The organism is Streptomyces katrae (genome assembly GCF_002028425.1).
GTDB classification, from domain to species: Bacteria; Actinomycetota; Actinomycetes; order Streptomycetales; family Streptomycetaceae; genus Streptomyces; species Streptomyces katrae_A.
The window spans coordinates 4,862,655-4,888,410 of record NZ_CP020042.1 but is presented as its reverse complement, the minus strand read 5'-3'; the positions used below and the strand labels follow the sequence as shown (position 1 = coordinate 4,888,410).

General features: G+C 72.4%; 16 protein-coding genes and 1 pseudogene. 9 read left to right on the top strand and 8 right to left on the bottom strand.

Going from position 1 to position 25,756, the window contains the following annotated elements; all coding sequences use genetic code 11:
* Positions 1-348: 348 nt before the first annotated feature.
* The 3 genes from B4U46_RS40085 to B4U46_RS22425 all read left to right on the top strand — a co-directional run bounded on the left by B4U46_RS40085 (position 349) and on the right by B4U46_RS22425 (position 5,048).
* A complete protein-coding gene (locus B4U46_RS40085) occupies positions 349-3,120 on the top strand; it encodes a helix-turn-helix transcriptional regulator (protein ID WP_159402114.1) in 2,772 nt (923 codons plus the stop codon).
* Between the two features lie 202 nt (positions 3,121-3,322).
* Positions 3,323-4,534: a pyridoxal phosphate-dependent aminotransferase gene (locus B4U46_RS22430; RefSeq protein WP_079429493.1), complete on the top strand. Its 1,212-nt coding sequence runs from the start codon at positions 3,323-3,325 to the stop codon at positions 4,532-4,534.
* 112 nt (positions 4,535-4,646) lie between these two features.
* Positions 4,647-5,048, top strand: coding sequence for a hypothetical protein (locus B4U46_RS22425; RefSeq protein WP_079429492.1), 402 nt, complete (start codon positions 4,647-4,649; stop codon positions 5,046-5,048).
* Between the two features lie 772 nt (positions 5,049-5,820).
* Here B4U46_RS22425 and B4U46_RS22420 read toward each other — a convergent pair.
* A pseudogene (locus B4U46_RS22420) lies at positions 5,821-6,031 on the bottom strand (hypothetical protein).
* 314 nt (positions 6,032-6,345) lie between these two features.
* On the opposite strand from B4U46_RS22420, the gene B4U46_RS22415 reads away from it, so the two are divergent.
* Together B4U46_RS22415 and B4U46_RS22410 are read left to right on the top strand one after the other, a co-directional pair.
* The gene (locus tag B4U46_RS22415; RefSeq protein ID WP_079429491.1) at positions 6,346-7,599 is read left to right on the top strand and encodes a helix-turn-helix domain-containing protein; all 1,254 of its coding nucleotides are present in this window, start codon (positions 6,346-6,348) and stop codon (positions 7,597-7,599) included.
* A 14-nt stretch (positions 7,600-7,613) separates the two neighbouring features.
* Positions 7,614-7,979: a hypothetical protein gene (locus B4U46_RS22410; RefSeq protein ID WP_079429490.1), complete on the top strand. Its 366-nt coding sequence runs from the start codon at positions 7,614-7,616 to the stop codon at positions 7,977-7,979.
* 824 nt (positions 7,980-8,803) lie between these two features.
* Here B4U46_RS22410 and B4U46_RS22400 read toward each other — a convergent pair.
* On the bottom strand, positions 8,804-9,244 hold the full coding sequence (locus tag B4U46_RS22400) for a hypothetical protein (RefSeq protein ID WP_079429488.1): 441 nt from the start codon (positions 9,242-9,244) through the stop codon (positions 8,804-8,806).
* Positions 9,245-9,568: 324 nt separating this feature from the next.
* Positions 9,569-11,404, bottom strand: coding sequence for a phosphoenolpyruvate carboxykinase (GTP) (locus tag B4U46_RS22395; RefSeq protein WP_079429487.1), 1,836 nt, complete (start codon positions 11,402-11,404; stop codon positions 9,569-9,571).
* A gap of 220 nt (positions 11,405-11,624) precedes the next feature.
* Here B4U46_RS22395 and trhA point away from each other — a divergent pair, with 220 nt between their 5' ends.
* The gene (trhA, locus tag B4U46_RS22390; protein ID WP_079431918.1) at positions 11,625-12,311 is read left to right on the top strand and encodes a PAQR family membrane homeostasis protein TrhA; all 687 of its coding nucleotides are present in this window, start codon (positions 11,625-11,627) and stop codon (positions 12,309-12,311) included.
* Between the two features lie 126 nt (positions 12,312-12,437).
* On the opposite strand, the gene B4U46_RS22385 is transcribed toward trhA, so the two are convergent.
* The 5 genes from B4U46_RS22385 to B4U46_RS22365 all read right to left on the bottom strand — a co-directional run bounded on the left by B4U46_RS22385 (position 12,438) and on the right by B4U46_RS22365 (position 21,438).
* Positions 12,438-14,861, bottom strand: coding sequence for a galactose oxidase early set domain-containing protein (locus tag B4U46_RS22385; protein ID WP_185117194.1), 2,424 nt, complete (start codon positions 14,859-14,861; stop codon positions 12,438-12,440).
* A gap of 22 nt (positions 14,862-14,883) precedes the next feature.
* Positions 14,884-16,035: a glycosyltransferase gene (locus tag B4U46_RS22380; protein WP_237293347.1), complete on the bottom strand. Its 1,152-nt coding sequence runs from the start codon at positions 16,033-16,035 to the stop codon at positions 14,884-14,886.
* Between the two features lie 66 nt (positions 16,036-16,101).
* Positions 16,102-17,835: an ArnT family glycosyltransferase gene (locus B4U46_RS22375; RefSeq protein WP_420543164.1), complete on the bottom strand. Its 1,734-nt coding sequence runs from the start codon at positions 17,833-17,835 to the stop codon at positions 16,102-16,104.
* Complete coding sequence (locus B4U46_RS22370; RefSeq protein ID WP_079429484.1) at positions 17,832-19,127, bottom strand: glycosyltransferase; 1,296 nt, start codon at positions 19,125-19,127, stop codon at positions 17,832-17,834. The genes B4U46_RS22375 and B4U46_RS22370 overlap by 4 nt, the downstream gene beginning before the upstream one ends.
* Positions 19,128-19,383: 256 nt before the next feature.
* Entirely contained in the window at positions 19,384-21,438 is a 2,055-nt protein-coding gene (locus B4U46_RS22365) for a thioredoxin domain-containing protein (RefSeq protein WP_079429483.1), read from the bottom strand.
* 122 nt (positions 21,439-21,560) lie between these two features.
* Here B4U46_RS22365 and B4U46_RS22360 point away from each other — a divergent pair, with 122 nt between their 5' ends.
* The 3 genes from B4U46_RS22360 to B4U46_RS22350 all read left to right on the top strand — a co-directional run bounded on the left by B4U46_RS22360 (position 21,561) and on the right by B4U46_RS22350 (position 25,637).
* Positions 21,561-21,824, top strand: coding sequence for a hypothetical protein (locus B4U46_RS22360; RefSeq protein ID WP_079431916.1), 264 nt, complete (start codon positions 21,561-21,563; stop codon positions 21,822-21,824).
* Positions 21,821-22,228: a PIN domain-containing protein gene (locus B4U46_RS22355; RefSeq protein WP_079429482.1), complete on the top strand. Its 408-nt coding sequence runs from the start codon at positions 21,821-21,823 to the stop codon at positions 22,226-22,228. The genes B4U46_RS22360 and B4U46_RS22355 overlap by 4 nt, the downstream gene beginning before the upstream one ends.
* 190 nt (positions 22,229-22,418) lie before the next feature.
* Positions 22,419-25,637, top strand: a complete 3,219-nt coding sequence (locus tag B4U46_RS22350) for a tetratricopeptide repeat protein (protein WP_079429481.1) — start codon at positions 22,419-22,421, stop codon at positions 25,635-25,637.
* Positions 25,638-25,756 lie beyond the last annotated feature (119 nt).

The window sequence follows — 25,756 nt, the reverse complement described above, 5'->3', positions numbered from 1 at the left end:
GCGCACGGGATGGCAGGTCACGCGGAAAATCGAGCGACGACAGGGCGGGGATCGAGCGGCGACCGCGCGGGGGGGGGCCGCACGGGGGCCGCACGGGGGCCGAACAGGGGCCGCGCGGGGGCCGCGCGACGCCCCGTCACCGGCCGGGAAGAGGCGGCGCAGCCAACCGGAACACCCGCTTCACCAGGCACGTAGCCTCCGGCACACGACGGCGCCCTACTCGCCGGTTCGGGTTAGCGTCTGGTCGCCCCGGTCCCTGGCCGGGACGACCAACGGCAACCGCGGGGGCCCACGCGACGACGGGCCATGAAGTCGGGCACCCGCCCGACGGGGGAGGCGTCACACACCGTGTCCACACTGTCCGAGCACGAGAGTCCGCTCGTCGGCCGGAGCAACGAACTGAGCACGCTGGACCGCGCCCTGCACCGGGTGCGCGACGGCATCGGCGGCTGCGTCGTCATCGAGGGCTACGCCGGCCTCGGCAAGAGCCGGCTCCTCGCCGAGAGCGAGCGGCGGGCCGCCCGGCACGGCGTCGCCGTCGCCCGCGGCCAGGCCACCGAACTCGACCACGTCGTCCCCATGGCCAGCCTCCTCGGCGCCCTCAGCACCGGCCCCGCACCCGTCCTCGACCGCGACACCCTCGCCTCCCTCGCGGGCGGCGGCTTCACCGAGTCGGGCCGGTTCTGGCTGGTCCACCGCATCGCCGAAGCCATCGAACAGGCCGCCCGGCGCCGCCCGCTGGCCGTCGTGCTCGACGACATGCACTGGGCCGACGAACTCACCGCCCAGGCCCTGCGCATCCTGCTGCCCACCCTGCACGCCAGCGAGGTGCTGTGGCTGCTGGCCCTGCGGCCGGCCCCCGAGCCCAGCCCCGTCCACGACCTGACGGACCGACTGGTCGCCGACGGCGCCGAACGCCTGCGCCTGGCCCCGCTGTCCGGGGCCGAGGTCGCCGAACTGTGCGCCCGCACCCTGGGCAGCGCGCCCTCGCCCCGGCTGCTCGCGCACGCCGAACGCAGCGACGGCAACCCGTTCCTGCTCGTCGAGCTGCTGTCCCGGCCCGAGTCCGAGCCGCCCTCCACCCTCTCGCGCGGCTGGCTCACGGGGCTCTCCGAACCCGCCCGGCGGGTGCTGGAGGTGGGCTCCGTCCTCGCCCGGCCCTTCAGCGTCGCCGAGGCCGGCGGGCTGCTCGGACTGTCCGGCGCCGAGCTCAACAGCGCCGTCAGCGAGGCCGTCGCCGTGGGCATGCTCATCGGCACCGGCTCCGAGCTGCGCTTCCGGCACGACCTGATCCGCGAGACGGTCTACGAAGCCCTGCCCGGACCCGTCCGGCACGCCCTGCACCAGGAGGCCGCGGGCGTGCTCCGCGCCACCGGCCGGCCCGCCGCCGAGATCTCCCAGCACCTCGCGCGCGGCGGCCAGCGCGGCAACCGCGAGGCCATCGCCACCCTGCACCTCGCCGTCCGGGAGGCCGCCGCCCAGTCGTCCGGCATCGCCGCCGACCTGATGCTCCAGCTCCTCGACCTGATCGAGGAGGACTCCCCCGAGCGGCCCCGGCTGCTCACCGAGGCCGTCCGCCTCCTGGCCAGCGCCGGCCGGCTGGGGCAGGCGCGCGAGCTGGGCGAACGGGCCCTGCGCGGCGGGCTGGACCCGCGCGAGGAGACCGCCATGCTGCTGGCCCTCGCCGAAGCGCTCAAGCACGCCGGGCACGACCGGGTCGTCCTGGACTACGTGGGCCGGGCCCTGGCCGCGCCGACGGCACTGGGCGCGGTCCGGGCCGAGCTGTACGCCGTACAGTCCCACGCCCTGCTGTCCTTTCCCGGCATCGAGGCCGCCGAGCAGTCCGCGCTCGCCGCCCAGCAGGCCGGGCGCGCCTCAGGCGCCGACTCGGCGGTGGTCTTCGCCACCGTCGCGCGCAGCGCCACCGCCCGGGGGCGCGGGGACATCGCCGGGTCGCTGGCCCTGGCGGGCGAGGCCGTCCAGCTCGCCGAGACCGGCAGCGCCGAGGTCCGCCGGCGCCACCCCCGGCTGTGGCTGGCCCGCGCCCTGGCCTCGGCCGACCGGTTCGGGGAGGCCGACGCGGTCAACGAGCTCGGGCGGCGCGAGGCCGAGCGGATCGGGAGCGCCTGGTCGCACCCGCTGTGGTCGCTCAACCGGGCCGCGCTCAAGCTGGCGAGCGGGTTCCTGGAGGACGCCCAGGCGGAAGCGGAGGCCGGCGCCCGGGTCGCCGACCAGCTCTCGGCCCGGGCCGTGGCCCCGCACCTGCTGGCCCTGCTGGCGCGGATCGCGCTGCTGCGCGACGAGCGGAAGGCGGCGGCCGAGCTGATCCGCGAGTCCCGCCACCACGCGATGGGGTCGCTGGGGGCGATACCGCCCTTCGTGGACTGGATCACGGCCCTCCAGCTGGAGGCCGACGGCCGCCCGGGGGAGGCGCTGGAGGCGGCTTCGGGGGTGCTGTCGTCGCTGTCGCCCTCGCCCGACGGCTCGCTGCTCTTCCTGTCGGAGGAGCCGTGCGCCTCGGTGCAGCTGGTCCGCATCACCCTGGCGGCCGGCGATGCGGAGGGCGCCCGTACGGCGGTGCGCGCGGCCCGGCGGCTGGCGGAGGCCAACCCGGGCGTGGGCTCCCTGGCGGCGTTCGCCGCGCAGGCCGCGGGGCTGGTGGACGGGGACCCCGCCGCCCTGGCGGCGGCCGCCGAGGCGATGCGGGAGGGCCCGCGCCGGCTCGCGGCGGCCTCGGCACTGGAGGACGCCGGGGCCGCGGCGGGGGCCGCGGGGGCCGGGCTGCTGGAGGAGGCTCTGGCGGCGTACACGGGGATGGGGGCCCGGCGGGAGATAGCCCGGGTGCGGGGGCGGCTGGAGCGGCTGGGCCCCGGGGCGGTGGCCGCTTCCGCCGGGCCGGGCGAGGGCGCGCAGCGGGAGCCGGACGTGGAGCTGACCCCGTCCGAGCTGAGGGTCGTACGGCTGGTGGTGGAGGGGCTGACGAACCGGGCGGTGGCCGACCGGCTGTTCCTCTCCCCGCACACCGTGGACACCCACCTGCGGCACGCGTTCGCGAAGTACGGGGTGAACAGCCGGGTCGAGCTCGCGCGGGCGTTCCTGGCCGGGGGCCGGGCGGCGTGACGAGCGCAACACCGGGCTGATCCCCGGTACCGCCCGCCCGCTCGATCCGCAGGTCCAGCGGGCGGGCGGCCGCCGTTTCCAAGGGTGGACGGGGACGGCACCCGTCCATCACTCCAAGCAAAAAGCAAAACGGGCATTTCCCTCCCCCGCCTCCTGGCGGAATGCCCAAGCGGAGGATCGGGGAGGCCCGTAAGCTCCCGTCATGCAGGTGATCCAGTCAACGAAACTCGCCAATGTCTGCTACGAGATCCGCGGACCCGTCCTCGAAGAGGCGATGCGGCTCGAAGCGGCAGGTCATCGCATCCTCAAGCTCAACACCGGCAACCCCGCGGCCTTCGGCTTCGAGTGCCCGCCGGAGATCCTTGAGGACATGCTCCGCAACCTGGGCAACGCCCACGGCTACGGGGACGCGAAGGGCCTGCTGTCGGCCCGGCGCGCGGTCATGCAGCACTACCAGACCAAGGGCATCGAGCTCGGCGTCGAGGACGTCTACCTCGGCAACGGCGTCTCCGAGCTGATCCAGATGTCGATGCAGGCACTGCTCGACGACGGCGACGAGGTACTGGTCCCCGCCCCCGACTACCCGCTGTGGACGGCCTCGGTCAGCCTGGCGGGCGGCACGGCCGTGCACTACCGGTGCGACGAGCAGTCCGACTGGATGCCCGACCTGGCGGACATCGAGCGCAAGATCACCGACCGCACCAAGGCGCTCGTGATCATCAACCCGAACAACCCCACCGGCGCCGTCTACGACGACGAGATGCTGCGGGGCCTGACGGACATCGCGCGCCGCCACAACCTGATCGTCTGCTCCGACGAGATCTACGACCGGATCCTCTACGACGGCGCCACGCACACCAACACCGCCGCCATCGCCCCCGACCTGCTGGTCCTCACCTTCAACGGCCTGTCGAAGAACTACCGCGTCGCCGGCTTCCGGGCCGGCTGGATGGCGGTCTGCGGCCCGAAGAAGCACGCGACCTCGTACATCGAGGGCCTGACGATCCTGGCGAACATGCGCCTGTGCGCGAACATGCCCTCGCAGCACGCGGTGGCCACCGCGCTCGGCGGCCGGCAGTCGATCGTGGACCTGGTGCTCCCGGGCGGGCGGCTGCTGGAGCAGCGCGACACGGCGTACGACCTGCTCACGCAGATCCCGGGCGTCACGTGCGTGAAGCCGAAGGGCGCCCTGTACCTGTTCCCGAAGCTGGACCCGTCCGTCTACAAGATCAAGGACGACCGGCAGATGGTCCTCGACCTGCTGCGGGCCGAGAAGATCATGGTCGTGCACGGCACGGGCTTCAACTGGCCCGAACCCGACCACTTCCGCATCGTGACCCTGCCCAACGCCAAGGACCTCGCGGACGCGGTCACCCGGATCGGCCAGTTCCTGGACGGGTACGGCCAGCACTGACGGACGGCGGGCGGGCGCGCGGGGACGGCGCCCGTCCCAGACTCCGGATGCAACTCAACTTTAGAACGGATCCAAGGTAGGATGGTCTCCTGACCCCGCAGGAGGCCTCCTCATGTACGAGCCGATCCGCTCCAAGTCGGCCGTCCACGACGTGGACGGCAGCCACAGCGCACCCCAGTACCCGCACAGCAGCCGCGGCGAAGCCCTGGACATCCAGCTCGCCGGACACCTCGCGGCCCTGCTCGCCGTCACCGACGAGCTCGGCCTGGAGGACGGCGGCGCCGCCCGCATCGCGGAGCAGGTGACCCGCCTGCGCGGCTCCCAGCCGGTACGGGTCACCTACCCGGCCCTGCCCGACGGCGCCGACACCGCCACGCTGCACCGCCGCGCCCACGACCTCGCCGCCCGCGCCCTCCTCGTCGCCGCCTCCCGCGCCGACACCGCCGTGGCCATCCTCGCCGCCCAGCGCATGGACACCCACGCAGCCGCCGCCCACCTGGCCGGCACCCCCTGACGGCCCCGGTCCGGGGCCGCGGAGGCTCCGGACCGGGCGCCACACTCCTCGCGGCCCGGGCCCGCCATCTCCCCCTCGAGGGGTGGGGGCCGGGCGGCGCCTGCCCACCGGCCTCCCCGTCTGCGGGCCGGTGGGCTGGAGCCGGCATCCCGCCGGGCGGCACCGGACGGCCGACCGGGACCGGGGATGGCCGGGACCACACTCGGCGGTCTCAGAGAGGGGTTGGGGCTTTCCCGTCAGTCTCATCGTCCTTCCGCGTCGGGCCGGTCAGTCAAGAGCGCTCCTTCGTCGCGTCGCTTCGCGATGTCGCTGCGCTCCACTCTTGACAGCCCGTCCCGCCACGGAAAAACGAAGACTGCCGGGAAACCCCCAAAGGAACGGGACGGACGTTCATTGACGATCCGGCTCCCTCAGCGACCAGCCGGGGGGCCGGGGGCCGCCTCGCCAAGCATCCAGGCCGACGAGCCGGTGAATCGGGGCCGCGATCCGCGACAGATCGCTACGCACTCCTCTCATCTCTGCGTCTACCAGCCGCCTGGGGTCACTGCCCGCACCAAAGGCCGACAGGATCGTCATCCGGGGCCGGTGGGCGCATCAAATCGCTACGCGCTTCTGCCTTTTCGGCGTCTGGAGACCGTCTGGGGCTGACACCTGCACCAAATGCCAACCAGAGGAACATCCGGAAGCGAGGGGCGCGCCAGATCGCTACGCGCTCCCCGTTTCTCGGCGTCTGACGACCGCCTCGGGCTGATGAACGCACGAGCCATTGAATTCATTCATGGACGGGCACGACGTTGGCGACGGCGGTGGTGAACTCGCGGCCGGAAGCGCCCCGGATGTAGGCCAGCTCCAACCAGTACTCGGCGCCCGTGTCCGAGACATTCTCGTTGATCACGGCCATCAGGACGCCCTCGGTGGGAAGCGATGTCCCGGACGCGGCGGTACAGGAGCCGGTGGGGGACGTATTCGTACTGCTCACTCATCGGACACTCCCTCGAAGGTGTCGAGGAAGCGCTCCCAGCCATCCAGTGCCCGCTCGAGGAGCTCGGCACTGGGGTTGCCTACGGCTCGAACCCTGGCCAAGGAAGGGCCCGATGCGCCGGACGGCGCCTCGGGGCCGTGACTCCGATCGACGTTGGACGTTGCCATGCCTGAAACCCTCCGCATCCCGCAGCCACATCGTTTGCAGCACCAGGAAAGCGGAGCGAAACGGGTATCTCCACGGCGGCTGTGCGGCAGGCTTGATGCAGATCCGTGCGTGGGCCCTGCAAGGGCCGGAGCCACAAGAAGGAGTCGTATGGGACTGGCGGGACGGCGCAAGACTCTGGGTTACAGTCAGGAAAAACTTGCCGAGTTGCTCGGCGTCGACCGCACAACGGTCGGGCGCTGGGAAAGGGGGAAGATCGCGCCGCAGCCATGCCAGCGGCCAGCTCTGGCGAACGCCCTAGACGTCAGCCTCCCAGAACTGGAAGGCCTTCTGCCACCGTCACGAACCGTAGGACAGGGGGACACGCGACAAGGACCCACTGACCAACCGAGGGCGGGAGACATCGACGAAATGATCCGCCGTGAATTCCTTCGCATACTCACGGTCAGCGGTGCACTGACCGTTCTTCCGCTCGGCGACGTGGAGGCACGGGCCGACGGCGTGCCAAGAAGCCCGGCAGACTTCGCCAGGATGAACCGCCATCTATGGCAGGTCTACCAACTCGCACGCACCAAGGGCACGGTCTATCCCGTGGTCCGTGATCAATTGACGACACTGAAGGAAGCCCTGTCCGCAAGACGGGACGGGAACTCGCTGCCCCTCCTGAACGCAGCCGCCGACCTCTTCCAGCTGGCTGGGGAAGTCGCTTTTGACGCTAACCGATATACAGACGCGGCGGCTTCCTACACGCTGGCGGCTTCCGTGGGAAAGGAGGCCCAGGCATACGATCTGTGGGCGTGTGCGCTCGTACGACAGGCCTACCTGGACGTGTCCGAGCAGCGGTATCGGGAGGCAGCCGACGTCCTACGCGCGGCGGAGCGCATCGCTGCCCGGGGCGACACCACGTTGTCCACCCGGCACTGGGTTGCGTCGGTACAGGCGGAGGTACTGGCCGGGTTGGGAGATCTAGGGGGCTGCGAGAGAGCACTAGACCGGGCTGACGAAGTCAGAAACCTGTCCGACAACAGCTCAAATGGCGGCTGGCTCCGGTTCGACGGCACCCGGCTCGCGGAGGAGCGCGGTGCGCGGTACGTGCAGCTCGGCCGATTCGACCAAGCAGAAGAGGTACTCACCAGGGCTTTGGAGCGCAGCACGCTGGCCGTCGGGCACTCATACCGTCGAAGAGGAGCGGTACTAGTGGACCTGGCTGTGATCGGCGCCAAGCGCCAGGATCCGGACCAGGTGGTCGCTTACGCCCTAGAGGCATTAAACCTCGCCCAGGCATCAGCATCGGGCTACATCGCCCGTAGACTCCGGAGCCTGTGCAACGAGTTCGGCCCCCTGAGCGGAGACCACCGTGTTGCGGGGCTGGAGGCGGAGATCGCCTCGCTGAAAGCACCGTGACGAGAGGGGTTGGCATGACGCGGGTTGAAGGTGCGCGGCTGTTCCGGGAGGCCTGGATCGCGGGGGTGCGGCAGCACTTTCCCGGTGAGCCGAAGGCCGGTTACGTGACCCCGTGGGACGACACCCCGCAGTGGGAGCGCGAGGCCGCAGGGGCCGTCTACGCACAGGTACGCCAGTTCGTCGAGGCCAGCGATGGCAGGACGGACCGGCTCTCCCGGGAACAGAAAGGCCGCTTCGTCGCCGTCTGCTGGACCGCCCAGATGTTCAAACACTTCGACGCCCCCAAGCCGGGCTACGTCGCCGACTGGCCGGACCTCCCGTCCTGGCAGCAGGAGACCGACGCGGACATCTTCGAGGCGATCGAGAAGTCCCTCGCCTGAAGAGGGATGAACCTGCGGCTGAAACCGAGCCGGAGGCGCTGCTCCTGCCGAACTCAGCTCTTCCGACGCACCATTTCGGCGATCCAGACGGGCGCGAACGGGGACGGGAACCCCTTGGCGAGCCGGATGAGCAGCCCCGGACGGCCATCGGACGCCGGGAATTGAGGAGCGCGTAGCGATCTCCTGCGCCCGCTGTTCCCGGATGCCCTTCTGGTTGGCATTTGGTGCAGGTATCGGCCCCAGGCGGCCGCCGGACGCCGAAATCAGAGGAGCGCGTAGCGATTTGATGCGCCCACCGGCCCCGGATGACGATTCCGTCGTCCTTTCCTGCGGGCAGCAGCCCCAGACGGTCGTCGGACGCTGAGACGGGAGAAGCGCGTAGCGATCTGTCGCGAATCGCGGCCCCGGTTCGCTCCCTCATCGGCCCGGATGCTTGGCGAGGCGGCCCCCGACCATCCCGCCTGGTCGCTGATTCCGCCGGATGTCCCAGATACGTCCGTCCCGTTCCTTTGGGGGTTTCCCGGCAGTCTTCGGCATTTCGCGGCGGGACGGCCTGTCAAGGGTCGCCGCAGGCGATCGCGAAGCGACGCGACGAAGGAGCGCCCTTGACAGGGCGGCCCGACGCGGAAGGACGATGAGACTGACGGGAAAGCCCCAACCCATCCCTGAGACCGCTGAGTGAGGCCCCGGCCGCCCCCGGTTCCGGTCGGGTGTCCCGTCACCGCTCGGCGGGATGCCGCCCCCCGACCCGCCCACCCGCACCCGGGAGGCGGGTGGGCAGGCACCGCCCAATCCCCACGCCTCGAAGGGGAGATGGCGCGCCCTCACCCCCGCCCCTCGCCCTCCCGCGCCACCCCCGCGACCCCGCACCACGGTGCCGTCGACGGGGGCCAGACCGGGCCCACGGCCTCGGTGCGGGCGGGCGGGGTGTCCGGGGCGAGGCCGGGGAGCCGGACCAGGGACTGGGACACGCGGGCGCCGGCGTCCCCAGCCGACGCCGACGCCGACGCCGATGGCTCCCGGTCGCGGAACTCGACCGTGACCAGGTACGCGCCCTGCCCGCCGCGGGCCTCGACCGACGCCATGACCCGCCGGCTCGCCGGGTCGATGCGGCAGTCGGTGACCCGGACCTGCGGGGGCGCGGCGGTCGCGTCGGCCGGGCGGGACGGGCTGCTGGCCCAGACGTACAGGCCCAGGGGGGCGAACACCAGGAGGCCGGCCAGGCCCACGAGGCCGACCACCCACCCCTGCCATTTCAGTGCCATGCCCAGATCCTCCCGGCACGCCCCCCGCCCCGCCAGCACCCACCCACTCACACAGCATTTCGAAGCGGGAGCCCCGGGAACGCCTGACGGCGGGCCTCCAGGACAGGGAGGCCCGCCGTCAGCAGACGCACACGGCCTGTCCCGGGGAGCGCGGGCGCTCTCCGGGGGGCTGACGGGCGGTGGCCGGGACAGTGGCTCCCGCCCGTCGGTCAGGCGTGTGCTGCTCTGGGAAAGCCTTGGTCGGGGATTCCCACAGCGGTGGGAGAACCTTGGTCGGGGACTCCCACGTTCAGGTGGCCTGCCGCATCAGGGCAGGCATCGGGCTCAGCCCAGGCGCTCGACCAGCGCGTGGTACTGCTCCCACAGCTCCTTCGGCGTGTGGTCGCCGTAGGTGTTGAGGTGCTCGGGGACCAGGGCGGCCTCCTCGCGCCACACGTCCTTGTCGACGGTGAGCAGGAAGTCGAGGTCCTCGTCGGAGATGTCCAGGCCGTCGAGGTCGAGGGCGGCCTTGGTCGGCAGGACGCCGATCGGGGTCTCGACGCCCTCGGCGTTGCCGTCGAGGCGGCCGACGATCCACTTCAGGACGCGGCTGTTCTCGCCGAAGCCGGGCCAGACGAACTTGCCCGCGTCGTTCTTGCGGAACCAGTTCACGTAGTAGATCTTCGGGAGCTTGGCCTGGTCCTTGTCGGCCGCGACCTTGACCCAGTGGGCCATGTAGTCGCCCATGTTGTAGCCGCAGAACGGCAGCATCGCGAACGGGTCGCGGCGCAGCTCGCCGACCTTGCCCTCGGCGGCGGCGGTCTTCTCGGAGGCGATGTTCGAGCCGATGAAGACGCCGTGGTTCCAGTCGAAGGACTCGGTGACCAGCGGCACGGCGGAGGCGCGGCGGCCGCCGAAGAGGATCGCGGAGATCGGGACGCCCTTGGGGTCCTCCCACTCGGGGGCGATCGTCGGGCACTGCGAAGCCGGGACGGCGAAGCGGGCGTTGGGGTGGGCGGCCGGGGTCTCGGACTGCGGGGTCCACGGGTTGCCGCGCCAGTCAATGAGCTCGGCCGGGGGCTCCTCGGTCATGCCCTCCCACCACACGTCGCCGCCGTCGGGGGTGAGCGCGACGTTGGTGAAGACGGTGTTGGCGTACATCGTCTTCATGGCGTTGGCGTTGGTGTGCTCACCGGTGCCGGGAGCGACGCCGAAGAAGCCGGCCTCGGGGTTGATCGCGTAGAGGCGGCCGTCCTCGCCGAAGCGCATCCAGGCGATGTCGTCGCCGATGGTCTCGACCGTCCAGCCGGGGATGGTCGGCTCCAGCATGGCGAGGTTGGTCTTGCCGCAGGCGGACGGGAAGGCGGCGGCCACGTACTTGGTCTCGCCCTCGCCCTGCGGCGGGGTGAGCTTGAGGATCAGCATGTGCTCGGCGAGCCAGCCCTCGTCACGGGCCATGACCGAGGCGATGCGCAGCGCGTAGCACTTCTTGCCGAGCAGGGCGTTGCCGCCGTAGCCGGAGCCGAAGGACCAGATCTCGCGGGTCTCGGGGAAGTGCGAGATGTACTTGGTGGTGTTGCAGGGCCACGGGACGTCGGCCTCGCCCTCGGCGAGCGGGGCGCCGAGGGTGTGGACGGCCTTGACGAAGAAGCCGTCGGTGCCGAGCTCGTCGAGGACGGCCTTGCCCATGCGGGTCATGGTGCGCATGGCGACCGCGACGTAGGCGGAGTCGGTGATCTCGACGCCGATCGCGGAGAGCTCGGAGCCCAGGGGGCCCATGCAGAAGGGCACGACGTACATCGTGCGGCCCTTCATGGAGCCGCGGAAGATGCCCTTCTCACCGGTGAAGAGCTCCTTCATCTCGGAAGGGGCCTTCCAGTGGTTGGTCGGGCCCGCGTCCTCCTCCTTCTCGGAGCAGATGAAGGTCCGGTCCTCGACGCGCGCGACGTCGGAGGGGTCGGAGGCGGCGTAGTACGAGTTCGGGCGCTTGGTCTCGTCGAGCTTCTTGAAGGTGCCCTTGGCGACGAGCTCCTCGCACAGGCGCTCGTACTCGGCTTCGGAGCCGTCGCACCAGACGACGCGGTCGGGCTGGGTGATCGCCGCGATCTCGTCGACCCAGGAGATCAGCTCCTGGTGCGTCGTCGGGAGGGAAGGGGTGGGAGCCGCGTTGTCGCGCGCCACGATTGCTCCTTGTTGAGGGGTTTGTTTGGTGTATGCCCCGTGGGGGCCGCGACCCGGACGCTTCGCGCTCCGCTCATCCGGTGTCGACCGCACTCATCTGATCATCCGGTGCATGTGCGCATATGTCCAGGGGGCCTCTCACGTGAGCATCGCCACGTCAGTCAATCTTCCGTAAAGAGGACTAACAGAAACCTACGGACCCGTAGGTAGCATGTCGGCCATGACTTCTGACGCCGCTGCCGTAGCGGCCGTACCGGACGAACGCGCAGCTCCGGAGGCCAAACCGGTCATGCGCGGCTGGCTGCACACCGGGATGTTCCCGGCCGTGGTGGTCGCGGGCCTCGCGCTGATGGCCTTCACCGACTCGACGCGCGCGCGGGTCGCGTGCGGTGTGTACATCCTCACCGCGTGCCTGCTCTTCGGCGTCAGCGCCGTCTACCACCGCGGCACCTGGGGCCCGCGCGGCGAGGCCGTCCTGCGCCGGCTCGACCACGCCAACATCTTCCTGATCATCGCGGGCACCTACACCCCGCTCACCGTCCTGCTGCTGCCGGACTCCACCGGGCGGACCCTGCTGTGGGCGGTGTGGCTCGCGGCCGCCGCCGGCATCGCCTTCCGCGTCTTCTGGGTCGGCGCCCCGCGCTGGCTCTACACCCCCTGCTACATAGCGATGGGGTGGGCCGCCGTCTTCTTCCTGCCGGACTTCATGCGCACCGGCGGCATCGCGGTCCTGGTGCTGGTGATCGTCGGCGGCCTCCTCTACAGCGCGGGCGGGGTCATCTACGGGATCAAGCGCCCGAACCCCTCGCCGCGGTTCTTCGGCTTCCACGAGGTCTTCCACTCCCTGACGCTGGCGGCCTTCGTGGCCCATTACGTCGGCATCTCGCTGGCCGCCTACTCGCACTGAGGACCGCTTCATCCTGCCGTTATCGCACGGCCGCCCGGACCTCGCATTCCGGGCGCGGCCCACGGAGGGGGCCCCGCCGCGAGCACGCGGCGGGGCCCCTTTTCCGTGCGGGCGAGGAGCGGGCGGCTAGCAGGTGTAGCCGTCCCCGTCCGCGTCCAGGCGCAGCGGGTCGCTGCCGTTGACCTTCATGCGCCTGGGGAAGCGGTGCGCCGCCAGCCAGTCGCAGCGGGCCGCCGTGGTCTTCGCCACCTCCGCCGGGAAGGCCGTCGGGACGCACACGTTGACCGTCCCGTAGTGCCGGTCGCAGCCGGCCACGGCGGGCGCGACCGGGACCGACGTCCGCGGCTCCGGGTTCTCCTTCGGCGCGGCCAGCTCGCCGGCGAAGGCGTGCTCGTGCGGGGCGGGCTGCCGCTGCGCGGCCGCCGCCGCCAGTGAGGGGGCTCCGCCCAGGTGGACCCAGGTCGCGACGGAGGGGATCCCGGCCGCGTCGACGCCGAAGAGCATGTACCAGCCGGGCGGCGCGAGGTTGGGGTTGCTGGTGACGTTGAGGTCGATGGTGGTGCCGTTGACCACGGTCATCGGCAGGTCGACGAACCGCTGGTTGGGGTCGGAGGAATGGGTGACCGCCGCCGGGCGGATCAGTTCCGCCTTGGCCAGGGGCCGGTCGACGGTGATCCGCTGGGTGTCCCCGTACACCCAGTCGGTGTCGATCACCGAAGTGAGCTTCGGGCGCGGGCCCTTGAACAGGTAGGGCGGGGTGTAGACCGACACCGCGTGGTTGTACGTACCGTTGCCGGGGTTGTCCCCGACCGACATCACCCGGCCGTCGGGCAGCAGGAAGGCGCCCGAGTGGTAGGTGCGCGGGATCGGGTCGGCGGCCAGGCCCGGCTGGTAGGTGTTGGTCCCGGGGTCGAAGAAGGAGGCCTCGAAGACCGGGTCGGCACGGTCGTGCAGTCCGCCGCCGGTCTCCAGCACCTTGCCGTCGGGCAGCAGCACGGCGGAGACGTACATCTTGCCCTCGGCCCCGGTCTGCGGGCGCTTGCCCGCGCCGGTGTCGACCAGGCCCTGGGGGAGGTCGGGGCCCGCGGTGTAGGCGGGGCTCGGCTGCTTCAGGTCGATGAGGTCGGTGAGCCGGTTCGCGGCCGGGTTGGTCTCGTTGTTGCCGCCGCCGATGGTCAGGACCCGCTGGGCCTGGGCCGGGGGCAGCAGGACGCTCGCGGACTCGTCGCGCTGGTCCTTCCCGCGCAGTCCGGGCACGTCGGTGATGGTGTTGGCGTCGTAGTCGTAGACGGAGGCGCCCGAGCCGGCCGTGCCGTTGCCGAAGGTGTGGCTGCCGGAGTAGAACAGCCGGCCGTCCTGCATGAGGATCATCGACGGGTACAGGCCCCAGTAGGACCAGGTCTGGTTGACCTGGTTCAGCGGCAGCCACTTGTTCTGCGCCGCCGAGAACCGCTCCGCGGTGACGTTGCCCGTGGAGTCCTCCTTCAGCCCGCCGAAGGAGATCACGTCGCCGTTGCCGAGGATGGTCGCGGACGGGTACCAGTGCCCGCCGTTGAGATCGTTGGTCTTCGTGTACGTCTCGGTCGCCGGGTCGAAGACGTAACTGTCCTTCAGCCCCTGGTAGCCGGTCTTGCCGTCGGCCGACGGATAGCCCTTGTTGCCGCTCATCACCAGCACCCGGCCGTCGGCCAGCTGCACGTGCCCCGAGCAGAACATGTCCACCGGCGTCGGGATCGTCTTCACGGACCCGGCGACCGGGTCGTAGACGGCGGAGGTGAAGGTACCGGCGTTGAACTGGGAGATGTCGTTGCCGGAACCGGCGATCAGCAGCACCTTGCCGTTCTTCAGGACCACGGCGTGCATCGAGCGCACCGGGTTCTGGGTGCCCATCACCTCCCACTTGCCCTTCGCGCACTCCTCGGCGGTGCCCGTGCAGGTGGGCTGGGGCGGGACGGCGGTCACTTCCTCCAGCGCGTAGTCGTCGGTGGTGAGGGTGCCCACCCCGTAGACGGACAGCCCCCAGGCGATCTTGTCGGTACCGGGCGGGACGGCCGGCGTACGCACCTGGGTGCGCGACCAGGCGGCACTGACCGGCGGGTTCTGCAGGTCGGTCCAGTACTGCCAGCCGGCGGCGGTGTCGTGGCGGAAGACGGTCACCGCCACGTCCGGGGTGTTCGACTTGTACCAGGCGGACAGGTCGTACTGCCTGCCCGGCACGACGGTGGGGGCGCAGGTGGCGTTCTCCGTGACCAGCGCCTTGCGGTCGCCGTCGACGCGGCGGGTGAGCGAGACCTTCATGGCCTTGGTGCCGCTGTGGGCGTCGGCGACGGTGGCGAAGGTGAAGTCGTTGTCGCCCCAGCCGGACTTCTCCCAGCAGGACGGCATGTCGGAGCCGGGCGCGCCGGCGGTCTCGAAACCGGGGTTGGTGAGCAGGTTGGGCGCTCCGGCCGTGGCCTGCTGGGGGGCGGTGAGCAGCAGGCCTGCGGTCATCGCCCCGACGGCGGCCAGCGCGGCCCTGCGCCCTGCCCGCCGTCGGATCGTCCTTGGCATGCGGTGGTCCTTTCGGTGCGGCTCAACTCCTGGTCGGGGGACGGGTACGGGCCGCCGCGCGCGGCCCGCGCGGCAGGTAGACGAGGGCCTCCGTGGCCACGAAGCGCAGGACGAAGGTGGTGACCAGCGCCAGGGCCGTCGCGGGCAGGACGCCGAGGCCGAACCGGCCGACGAACAGCGCGATCAGCGGGATGCGCAGCAGCAGGTCGGCGTTGGCGAGGAGGGCGAAGCGCCCGACGCGGTCCGCCCAGTGGCGGTGGCGGCGGCGGTCGCGGAAGAGGAGGTTCTCGATGAGGAGGAAGTTCCACAGCACCCCGGCCTGGTTGGCGACCACCTCGGCGGCGAGGTACTGCATGCCGGCGTGGGTGAGCAGCCACAGCGCGAGGAGGTTGGGGACGAAGCCGGAGAGCCCGATCAGGCCGAAGCCGATCATCCGGGCGAGCGGGCTCGCCGAGCGGAGGGCGGCCAGGTGGGTCAGGAAGCGCAGTCCCTCGCGGGCGGTGGACTTGGACTCCCCGGCGAAGCGCTCCTGGAAGACGAAGGGGACCTCGGCGGTCTTCTGCGGCTGGCAGCGCACGGCCAGCTCCATGAGGATCTTGTAGCCGAGGGGTTTGAGCGCGTCGGTGGTGACGGCGCCGGTGACGGCGGAGCGGCGCATGGCGAAGAACCCGCTCATCGGGTCGCTGATCCCGCGCAGGGCGCGCGGGAAGAGCCCCTTGGCCAGCCAGGTCGCGCCGCGCGAGACGGCGACGCGGTAGCCGCCGGCGAGCCCGGCCCGGCTGCCGCCGGGGAGGTAGCGGGAGGCCACGACGAGGTCGGCCCCGGTGCGTTCGCCCTCGCCGACGAGTTCGGGGACCAGGTGCGGGGGGTGCTGGAGGTCGGCGTCCATGACGACGATCCAGTCCGAGCCGGCCCGTGCGATGCCCTCGACCACGGCTCCGCCCAGGCCCCCGGCCGGGCTGTCGCGGTGCAGGACCTCCACCGGGAAGGGGCAGTCGGCGGCGGCCTTCTCGATGAGGGCCGGGGTGTCGTCGGTGGAGTCGTCCACGAAGAGCACCCGGCAGGGCGGGCGCGCGGGCAGGGCGGCGCGCAGCTGCCCGAGCAACTCGGCGACGTTGGCGGACTCGTTGAAGGTCGGGATGATCAGGGTGACGCCGCCGGACCCGGAGGACATCGGCGGAGCGCCGACTTCCGGATCGTCCAGGGCGCGCGGGGGCCACAGGTCCTCGCTCATGGTGCTTCAGCTCCCACTCTCGCGGTCGGTGCGGCGGATCTCGATACGGTCCTCGCCCGTACCGAAGACGGCGACCGCGGTCGAATGCTCCAGAGCAGCCTTCACCGTGGGCAGGTCCACCGCGTCGCGACGCACGGTCGGCGAGGAGACCACGTAGTCGATGTCCCGCCAGCCCCGAGGCAGTGTCTTGCCGACGGCCGGGTCGAGGTCCGCCTTGTAGAACCAGATCGCGCCCGGTCCGGGTGCAAAACCGGAGTGAACGGCGTCCAGCCAGAGCGCGTCGTCGACGAGGACGCGGGTGTTCGCCGGGTCGGGCACCTCCCGGCCCAGCCAGGCCGCGGCCTGCCGGTAGGGGCCGTTGGCGTCGGCCGTGAGGGCGGTGCGGTCGCCCTCGTACCAGCGCGGCAGCACGTACGCGGCGGCCGAGGCGGCGAGGACGCCGGCCAGCGCCCACCGCGCGTACACCAGCGCCCGCCGCTCCCCGGGCCCGCGGTGCCGGCGCAGCACGGCGTGGGCGACGGCGGCCGCGGCGGCGGCGAGGACCAGGGCGAGGAAGGGCAGGGCCTGGATGACGTACATCGCCGGGAGGTAGCCGGAGGGCCGCATCGCCACCACCGCGAGGAGCACGGCGGCCAGGGCCGGGCCCGCCAGCGCCCGGGCGGTGACCGACCACCGGTGGGCGGCCAGCAGCAGGACGGCGCCGGCCAGGCCGCCCAGCGGCAGGACGGTGTCGTAGTACAGCCAGGACCGCAGGACGCCGTTGGAGCCGGAGCCGGGGTCCAGGATGAAGCCGGAGCCGGGGCGGCTCATCTGGTAGGTGATGCCGTCGATGAGGGAGACGTGTCCGGCGCCGGGCAGCAGCTCGTTGTTGAGCAGCGCGTACAGCGGGTACGACAGGCCGATCAGGGCGCAGGCGGTGACGGCTCCGGTGACGGCGAACTTGCGGGTGTCGCGGTGGCTGTGACGCCACATCGTCACCAGCAGCGCCGGGAGCACCACCAGCATCGTCTCCTTGGTCAGGACGGCGGTGGCGGCCGCCAGCCCCGAGGCGAAGTGGTGCCACAGGTGCCGGCTGGGGGACGCGGCGAGGCAGAAGGCCAGCAGCATCCACACCACGGCGAGGTTGTCGAGGAAGATCTCCCGCTGGAGCACCACGGACAGCGGGGACAGCCCGAACAGCCCCATCGCGAGCCCCGCCGCCCAGCGCGGCAGCCACAGCCGGCGCGCCAGCACGTAGATCAGTACGGAACCGGCCGCCGAGACGGCGAGCATCGAGAAGCGCATCGGCGCGACCGTCATCCCGTCGGGCACGAACAGGGACGGCAGCCAGGTCAGGCCCGCGATCTGTATCCAGCCGAGCGGCGGGTGGTCGTACCAGTACGTGTAGTGCGCCAGTCCCTCGCCCTGCTGGACCGCCCACGCCTGGGCCAGGTAGGTGCCCTCGTCGTCGCTCAGCGCCGGGAAGGCCGTGAGGTTCCAGCCCTGGACGAGGACGATCACCAGCAGGAGGACCCCGCACAGCAGCAGGTCGGGGCGCGAGGAGCGGAAGCGCACCACCGGCCGGGCCGGGGCGGACGGGCTTGAGCCGGGACCCCCGCCGGTACCCGCGCCCGTGCCGTCCGTGCCGTCCGGGCCGGCGGGGCGCCGGGAGCCGGGCAGGTGGCGTACGGGCAGGAGCTGGCCGGTGGCGGTCGCGTCGGCGGGCTGGGGATCAGTGGCCGTGGGCACGGTGGCGGTCACCGGTGGGCGTCCTCTCGGATCGGGGCGCCGGAGGGAGCGGCGCCGGAGGGGGCGGTCTCCAGGTGGGCGCCCGTGTGGCTGGTGAGTTCCCACTCGTTGCGGCCGCGCTGCTCGCGCCAGACCGCCCGGATCGCGGCGCCCGCCAGCATCACCTGGTAGAACGGGCCGCCGACGACGAGCTTGAGGTAGTGCACGAAACGCACGCGCAGCCCGTACTGGCGGCCGAAGTCGTGCAGGCCGACGATCTCGAAGACGAAGGTCACCATCGCCGTGATCAGGGGCAGGAAGGTGATGATCGCGACCCCGACGGGCACGTCGAGGAAGACCGCGACGGCGAAGTTCACCGGGATGATCACCCCGGAGGCCGCCTGCATGAACGGGGTCATCAGCGTGTAGCGGGCGAGCCAGCGCTGTCCCCGGCCGGGCAGCCGCTGCCAGTCCTTCTTCCGGTAGACCTGCAGGAAGCCCTGGTTCCAGCGGGTGCGCTGCTTGAGCAGGCTCATCAGCGAGCCCGGGGTCTCCTCGCGGGTCACCATGTCGCAGTCGTAGGCGACGACCACCTTCTTGCCGGCCGAGGAGAGCCTCACTCCCAGGTCGCAGTCCTCGGCGAGGCAGTTCTGGTCCCAGCCGCCGGCCTCGCGCAGCACCTCGGTGCGCACGAACACGGTGTTCCCGCCGAGCGGGATGAACCCCTTCTCGGCGTGCAGGTGGAGGCGGGAGCGGAACCAGAAGAAGTACTCCAGGCAGTTGCGCAGGCTGTACCAGCTGGAATGGAAGTTGATCAGCTGCACCCCGCCCTGGACCACGTCGGCGCCGGTGGCGCGGAAGGCGTGGTCGACGTGGGAGAGCAGCTGGGGGTGGACCTGGTCCTCGGCGTCGAAGACCCCGACGATGTCGCCCCGGCAGTGCGGCAGGGCCGTGTTGAGGGCCTTCGGCTTGTTCTTGGCCTCGTTGTGGTCCACGACGACGCGGACCCGCCCGGGCGCACCGGCGGCGGCGCGGTCGGCGACGGCGGCGGTCTCCGGGTCGTCATGGCCGACGATGACGATGATCTCGTAGTCGGTGTGGCCCGACTCCAGGAGCCGGGCGATGGTGTGTTCCAGCACGGCCTGCTCGTGACGGGCGGGCAGCAGGAGCGAGAAGGCCAGCCGGTCCCCGCCGTCGGGGCGGTCGAAGCGGGTCGAGGCCAGCGTCTCCGGCGTGCGCCAGGCGTGCATTTGCCACCACAAGGTGAGGGCGGCGATCCAGAAGAGCGCAACAGAAATAGCGGATATGACAACAGAGGTGAACAAACCGTCCCCCCACAGACATGCCGCAACCCCAGGCGGCGACCGGCAAACCCCCCGAAGGCGTGACGCGGGCCCCCCGGCCCGCCGCCCCCGTGTTCCCCCTCGTGCACACCCCCCAGTGCGCGTCTCGGTGACTGCCCTCGGTGACTCCCGAAGACATGAGACTAGGCAGCGCATGTGAAGCCCAGGCGCCGCCCAGTTAAAAACCACATTTCCGAGTCGATGTACCGCAACCGGAATTGACAGCACTCCGGCACTTTCAGGGACGAACCACACCCAACTGGTCCGCCAGCTCGTCCGGTTCCGTCGTAGGCCGCGTGCAGACGAAGTGCCGGCACACGTACGCCGTCGGAAGGTCGCGCACCAGTGTGCGCTCGGTCAGCAGGGGGAACTCCCCTCCGCTGCCGTCCGCCGCACGCGGCGGCCCGACCGCCACGACCGCCCCGGGAGCGGTCCCCAGCAACGCGGTGCGGTGCAGGGCGGCCGTCGCCGGATCCTCGGGATGCCCGACGACGGCCACTTCGCGGGGGCCGTCCACGAGCGCCTCCGCCACCGCCAGACCGTGCCCGATGAAGCGCGGGGCGCGCGGACCGAGGGCCTGCACCACCCCCAGAGCCCGCTCGGCCGCCTCGCGGTGGGGGGGCGAACCGGTGTGCGCGGCGTACGACAGCAGCGCGCCGGCCGCGGCCGTCCAGCCGGAGGGGGCGGCGGTGTCGGTGGGGTCCTGAGGGCGGCGGATCAGCTGCTCGGCGTCGTGCGCGGTGTCGTACAGCGAGCCGTCCTCGGCGGTGAAGCGGGCCATCACCAGGTCGACGAGGAACCCGGCGAACTCCAGCCACACCCCCTCACCGGTGACGGAGGCCAGGGTCAGGAAGCCCTCGGCGACGTCCCCGTAGTCCTCCAGCACCCCGGCGTTCGCGCCGGCCCGCCCGTCCTTGCTGGTCCGGGCCAGCCGGGCCGTCCCGTCCATGTGCACGCGCACCAGCAGGTCGGCGGCCTCGGTCGCCCGCTCGACCAGGTCCGGCCGCTCGAAGAAGGCCCCGCACTCGGCGAGGGCGGCGATGGCCAGCCCGTTCCAGGCGGCCACCACCTTGTCGTCCCGCCCGGGCGCGGGCCGCCGCCCGCGTGCCGCGAGCAGCCGCTCCCGGATGGAGGCCAACCGCCCGGCCTCCACCACCGGCCCGTCCTGCGGCAGTTGCAGCACCGACTTCCCGTGCTCGAAGGTCCCCTCTTCGGTGACCCCGAAGTACGCCGCGGCCAGCTGCCCGTCGTCCTCCCCGAGCACGTCCGCCAACTCCCCCGGCGTCCAGGCGTAGTACGCCCCTTCGACGTGCCGCCCGCTCCCCTCCTCCTCACTGTCGGCATCGAGCGCGGAGGCGAACCCGCCCTCGCCGGTGCGCAGTTCCCGCACCATGAAGTCGGCGGTCTCCAGCGCGACCCGGCGCGCGAGGTCCGACCCGGTGGCCCGCCACAGATGCGCGTAGACCCGGCACAGCAGCGCATTGTCGTAGAGCATCTTCTCGAAGTGCGGCACGACCCACTCCCGGTCCACGGAGTACCGCGCGAACCCCCCGCCGAGCTGGTCGTAGATCCCGCCCCGGGCCATGGCCTCACAGGTGTCGGCCGCCATCTGGAGCGCCCCCTCGGACCCGGTGCGGGCGTGGTGGCGCAGCAGGAACTCCAGCGCCATGGACGGCGGGAACTTCGGCGCCCCGCCGAACCCGCCCCGCACGGCGTCGTACTCCCGCGTCAGCCCGAGCAGCGCCCGCCCCAGCTCCTCACCCCCGGGCAGCCCGGCCTTCCCGTAGTCCAGCTGCCGCCCGGCGAGATCCCGCACGATCCGCTGCGCGACCTCGGCCACCTCCTCCCGCCGCCCGACCCAGGCCCCGCGCACGCCTTCGAGCACCTGCATGAAGGAGGGCATGCCGTGCCGCGGCTCGGGCGGGAAGTAGGTCCCGAAGTAGAAGGGCTCGGCGTCGGGCGTCAGGAACACGGTCATGGGCCACCCGCCCTGCCCGGTGGCCGCCTGCACGGCCTCCATGTACACGGCGTCGACATCGGGCCGCTCCTCGCGGTCGACCTTGATGTTGACGAAGTGCTCGTTCATGTAGGCGGCGGCGAGCTCGTCCTCGAAGGACTCGTGCGCCATGACATGGCACCAGTGACACGAGCTGTACCCGACGCTCAGCAACACCGGAACGTCCCGGCGCCGCGCTTCGGCGAACGCTCCGTCGGACCAGGGCCACCAGTCGACCGGATTGTCGGCGTGCTGCAGGAGATAGGGGGAGGTCTCGTTCGCGAGGCGGTTCGGCATGACCCCATCCTGCAGGACGACGGGCCGGATACCGGGATGCCCTCCGGACGGGCAGCCGAGGGAAGGGACAGGCGGCGCCGAGCGGCTCGATGTTGTAATAGATGCCGTATTACACTAGGGCCATGAAGTCGAGCCGGCCTGGGACCACCGAGAACATCTCCGTCTCCATGCCCTCCGAGCTGGTCAGTGAGCTCCGGTCAAGGACCGGGCGCCGGGGACTGTCCAGCTATGTCACCGAGGCTGTCAGGCATCAGCTCGCCATGGACGGGCTCGCGGAGATCGTGACGGCCCACGAAGAAGTACACGGCGCGCTTACTGAGCAGGAGATCGAAGCCGCACGACGCGAGTTGTTCGGAGACGAGAACGCTGAGCGGGGCGCCGCGTGAAAGAGCAACCGGCCCGCTCGCTGGTGCTCGACTCCGAGGCGCTCTCCCTGCTCCTGCGCAACGACCGCAAAATGGCGGCTCGCATCGAGGCATCCCGGCAGGCCGGAGTTCCCGTCCTCGTGTCTGCGCTGACCATCGTCGAAGCCGTGCAGGGGAAGACCGATCTGGCGCGCTTGAAGTGGGTGCTCTCCCGGTTGCGGGTGGAACCGGTCAGCCAGGAGGATTCCCTGACCGCCGTGGCACTGCTTCGGGACGCAGGCGGGCTGCACGGGCACAAGTACGCCATCGACGCTCTCGTCGCCGCGCTCGCACTCCGCGTCCCGGCCCCCGCGATCGCCCTGACCTCCGACCGCGACGACTGGTCGAAGCTCTGCGATACCCGCGTGATGATCAGAGAAGTATGACGCCGGCGGGCCGTTCAGCCTGTGAGCCAGCGCCCCGGACGCCGACCACCCCGAGCGGCGCGTACATATATGCACGCCGATGGTCGTTCGTGGCCCAACTCCCTCTGATCTAGCTCAGATTGACTCGCGCTGCGGACCGTCCCGCAGGACACTTGGCGCACGTTTGCGGAGCTCTGCGAGGAGGATGCCGATGCGGGACAGCCATCGTGTCGAGGCCGAGCGGGTGCTGGCCCGGGCCGTGCAGGAGGAGGTCCGGCGGGCGGGGGGCGGGGTGGATGCGGAGGTGTTGCTCGGGCGGGGGCGGGAGGCGCTCGACGGGCTGGCCGCGGTGGCGGGCGAGGAGTACGCCGCCTACGTGGCCGCGCTGGACGAGGCCGCCGCCGGGGAGCAGTCGTTCGGGGAGGCCTTCCGGCGGGCCGGCAGCGGGACGGCCCTGCTGGTGACGGCCGTCGCCTCGGCGGCCGCCGCCGGGGCGGACGTGGCCTTCGGGGTCGACGCCGGTACGGCGCTCAGTGCGGGCATCGTGGCGGGCGTGGCGGGGGCGGTGACGGCGGCGGTGCGGGTGGCGGCCGTGCACGTGCCGGCCGCGAACCGGCGGGCCGGGGCGGCGGGGCGCCCGGGCGGGCCGGAGCAGTTGAGGCTGAAGTGGCTGACGGCGTTGGAGGTGCGGGGGATCCGACCCTTCCTGGCGCAGGAGCGGGCCGTGGCCGCGGCGGGTTCGGCGAGCGCCACGGGCCCCGGCCCGGCGGCGCGGGGGGCGGTGCCGTCGCAGTTGCGCGGGGCCGACCGGAGTGCCGAGGCGCGGCGGCGGAGCATGCTGGAGCAGTCGTTCGGGCAGCTGCCGGACGCCGATGCCCTGTTCACGGGGCGGCGGGCGGAGCTGGCGCGGATCGCCCAGTGGGTGCGGACGGCGCGGGCCAGCACCGAGACCCGGCCGGTGGTGGTCGTGCTGCACGGGGAGCCGGGGGTGGGGCGGACGGCGCTGGCGCTGCGGGCGGCGCACGGGCTGCGGGACCAGTTCCGCGGGGCGTGCGTGGTGGACCTGCGGGGCGGCACCGCCCCCGGTGAGGCTCCGCTGTCGACGCGGGAGGCGCTGCTGCACCTGCTGAACCGGCTCGGGGCCCCGCGTGAGCAGCTGCTGTTCCGGGAGGGGGCGTCGGCCGAGCAGCAGGTGCGCCGGCTCGGGGAGCTGTACCACCAGCACCTCCAGGGGCTGCCCGTGACGGTGGTGCTGGACGACGCGGTGGACCCCGAGCAGGTGCGGGCGCTGGTGCCGGAGCGGTCCGAGAGCCTGGTGCTGGTCACGGCCCGGGAGCCGCTGGAGCTGCCCGCGGACCTGGGGGCCTGGGTGCACCAGCTGCCGGTGGTGCGGCTGGCGGAGCCGGAGGCGGCCGAGGTGCTGCGGGCCGGGGCCCGCGCGGCGGGTGAGGCGGCGCCGGGGCCGGCGGCGGAGGCGGGGCTGCTGGAACTGGCGGCGGGGCTGCCGCTGGCGCTGCGCGTGCTGGCCCCGCTCGGGGCGGCGCGGGCCTCGGACGGCGGCGGGGACGGGGGCGGGGAGGGGGCGCTGGAGCGGGCCCTGGAGCTGGCCTACGTGCGCCTGCCCGAGGAACGGCGCCGGCTGCTGCGCCGGCTCACCCTCGCCGGGCGGGCCTCACTGGGCGCGGCGGCGGCCGCGGCGCTGGCGGACACGGAACGGGTGGAGGCCGGGCGGCTGCTGGGCGAGCTGGCGCGGGCCGGCCTGCTGGACCTCGTACGCGGGGAGCGGTTCCGGATGCACGACGCGGTGCGCGCGTACGCGGCGGCGCGGCTGGCGGCGGACGAGGACCGGGCGGAGGCGGCGGCCGCGCACGAACGGCTGATCCGGGACTACGCGCGGCTGGCGGACTCGGTGATCCGGATGGTCGACGGGAAGATGTCGACGCGGGCGGACCGTTTCGGGAGCCACGGGTTCCCCTCGCTGGACGCGGCGCTGCGCTGGCTGGACGACGAGTCGAGCTTCATCACGGCGGCGCTGCGGCAGTCGGAGGGGGTGGACCAGCAGGCGGTGCTGGACCTGCTGGGGGCGCTGTGCGACTTCTGCCTGCTGCGCGGGGACCTCTACCGGCTGGGTGAGATCAACGAGCTGACGCGGGCGGTGGACCAGGGCCGGCTGAACCGTTCGGTGCAGTGGCGCACGGGCATCGCGGCGCGGCAGCTCGGCGAGCTGGACAAGTCGCGGACGACGCTGACCTCGCTGGTGGACCAGTACAAGGAGGCCCGGCAGGAGGCGGGCGCGGCGATGGCCCTGCTGTCGCTGGGCATCACCTTGCACCACCAGGGGAACCTTCCGGAGGCGGCGGCCCGGATCCGGGAGGCGCTGGCGCTGCAGGGGCCGGAGGAGCTGGCGGGCGACCGGGCGTGGTCGCTGCACGCGCTGGGGGCGGTCGAGCGGGACCGGGGGCACCTGGCGGAGGCGGTGGCGTTGCTGGAGCGGTCGCTGGCGCTGCACCGGGAGAGCGAGAGCGTGCACGGGGAGGCCTGGGCGCACTTCCAGCTGGGGCAGGTGCACGTGCGGGTGGGTGACGTGTCGCGGGCGGAGGAGGAGCTGCTGCTGGCCCTCGGCCTGTACGGGCGGACGCGCGACGACCGGGGCGAGGCGTGGGCGCTGACCCAGCTGGGGCGGGCCCGGGTGATCGCCGGGGATCCGGGGACGGCGCTGGAGCGGCTGCGGGACGCGCTGGCCCGGCACCGGCTGGCGGAGGACGCGCGCGGGGAGGCGTGGACGTTGTACTACCTGGGGCAGGCGCTGGAGGAGGACGGCGGGATCGACCGGGCGGTGCGGGAGCTGGAGCGGGCCCGGACGATGTTCTCGCGGATGCGGGACGTGTACGGGCTGGCGCACGCGCGCTACCACTCGGGGCGGGTGACGCGGGACCAGCGGGCGGCGCGCACGGGGAACCTGCGCAACTCGGGTTTCGCACGGCAGCTGCTGGTGGACGCGCGGGCGGACTTCCGGCGCATCGGGCTGGCCCACGGGGAGGGCTGGGCGTGTCTGGAGCTGGCGGTGGTGGACGCGGGGAACGGGCGGGTGCCGCAGGCGCTGGCGCTGTGCGGTGAGGCGGCGGGGCTGTTCGGGTCGTACGGGGACCGGCGCGGGGAGGACTGGGCCCGTTTCCTGCGCTGCACCCTGCTGCCCTACGCGGGCTCGCCGGCCGGGGCGCGGGAGGCCGCGGCGGAGCTGGCCGCGCTGGCGAAGGCCGGGCACGGGCTGCGGGGGGACCGGCTGGAGGAGTGCGTGGAGGCGTACGGGGCGGTCCTGGCGCGCGGGGTGGACCCGGCGGAGGGCTGGCAGGCCTGGCGCCTGGGGCTGGTCCCGGACCTGCGCGCCCGGGAGGTAATGGGCGTCCCGCTGCCGACCCCGTCGGCGTAAGCCCCCGCCCCTGCGACCGGCCCAGCCCCGCCCGCGCCAGGCACCGAGCACCGCTCACGGGGGCGGCCGCCGCTCACCGGCGAGAGCACCGCTCGCGGGGGCGGCCACCGCTCGCCAGG

Bases quoted from the DNA above. Each gene is read 5' to 3' on its own strand.
- B4U46_RS22360 (WP_079431916.1), top strand. From the start codon at position 21,561: ATGAAGTCGAGCCGGCCTGGGACCACCGAGAACATCTCCGTCTCCATG.
- B4U46_RS22430 (WP_079429493.1), top strand. From the start codon at position 3,323: ATGCAGGTGATCCAGTCAACGAAACTCGCCAATGTCTGCTACGAGATC.
- trhA (WP_079431918.1), top strand. From the start codon at position 11,625: ATGACTTCTGACGCCGCTGCCGTAGCGGCCGTACCGGACGAACGCGCA.
- B4U46_RS22410 (WP_079429490.1), top strand. From the start codon at position 7,614: ATGACGCGGGTTGAAGGTGCGCGGCTGTTCCGGGAGGCCTGGATCGCG.
- B4U46_RS22425 (WP_079429492.1), top strand. From the start codon at position 4,647: ATGTACGAGCCGATCCGCTCCAAGTCGGCCGTCCACGACGTGGACGGC.
- B4U46_RS22385 (WP_185117194.1), bottom strand. From the start codon at position 14,861: ATGCCAAGGACGATCCGACGGCGGGCAGGGCGCAGGGCCGCGCTGGCC.
- B4U46_RS22415 (WP_079429491.1), top strand. From the start codon at position 6,346: ATGGGACTGGCGGGACGGCGCAAGACTCTGGGTTACAGTCAGGAAAAA.
- B4U46_RS22350 (WP_079429481.1), top strand. From the start codon at position 22,419: ATGCGGGACAGCCATCGTGTCGAGGCCGAGCGGGTGCTGGCCCGGGCC.
- B4U46_RS22400 (WP_079429488.1), bottom strand. From the start codon at position 9,244: ATGGCACTGAAATGGCAGGGGTGGGTGGTCGGCCTCGTGGGCCTGGCC.
- B4U46_RS22365 (WP_079429483.1), bottom strand. From the start codon at position 21,438: ATGCCGAACCGCCTCGCGAACGAGACCTCCCCCTATCTCCTGCAGCAC.
- B4U46_RS22380 (WP_237293347.1), bottom strand. From the start codon at position 16,035: ATGTCCTCCGGGTCCGGCGGCGTCACCCTGATCATCCCGACCTTCAAC.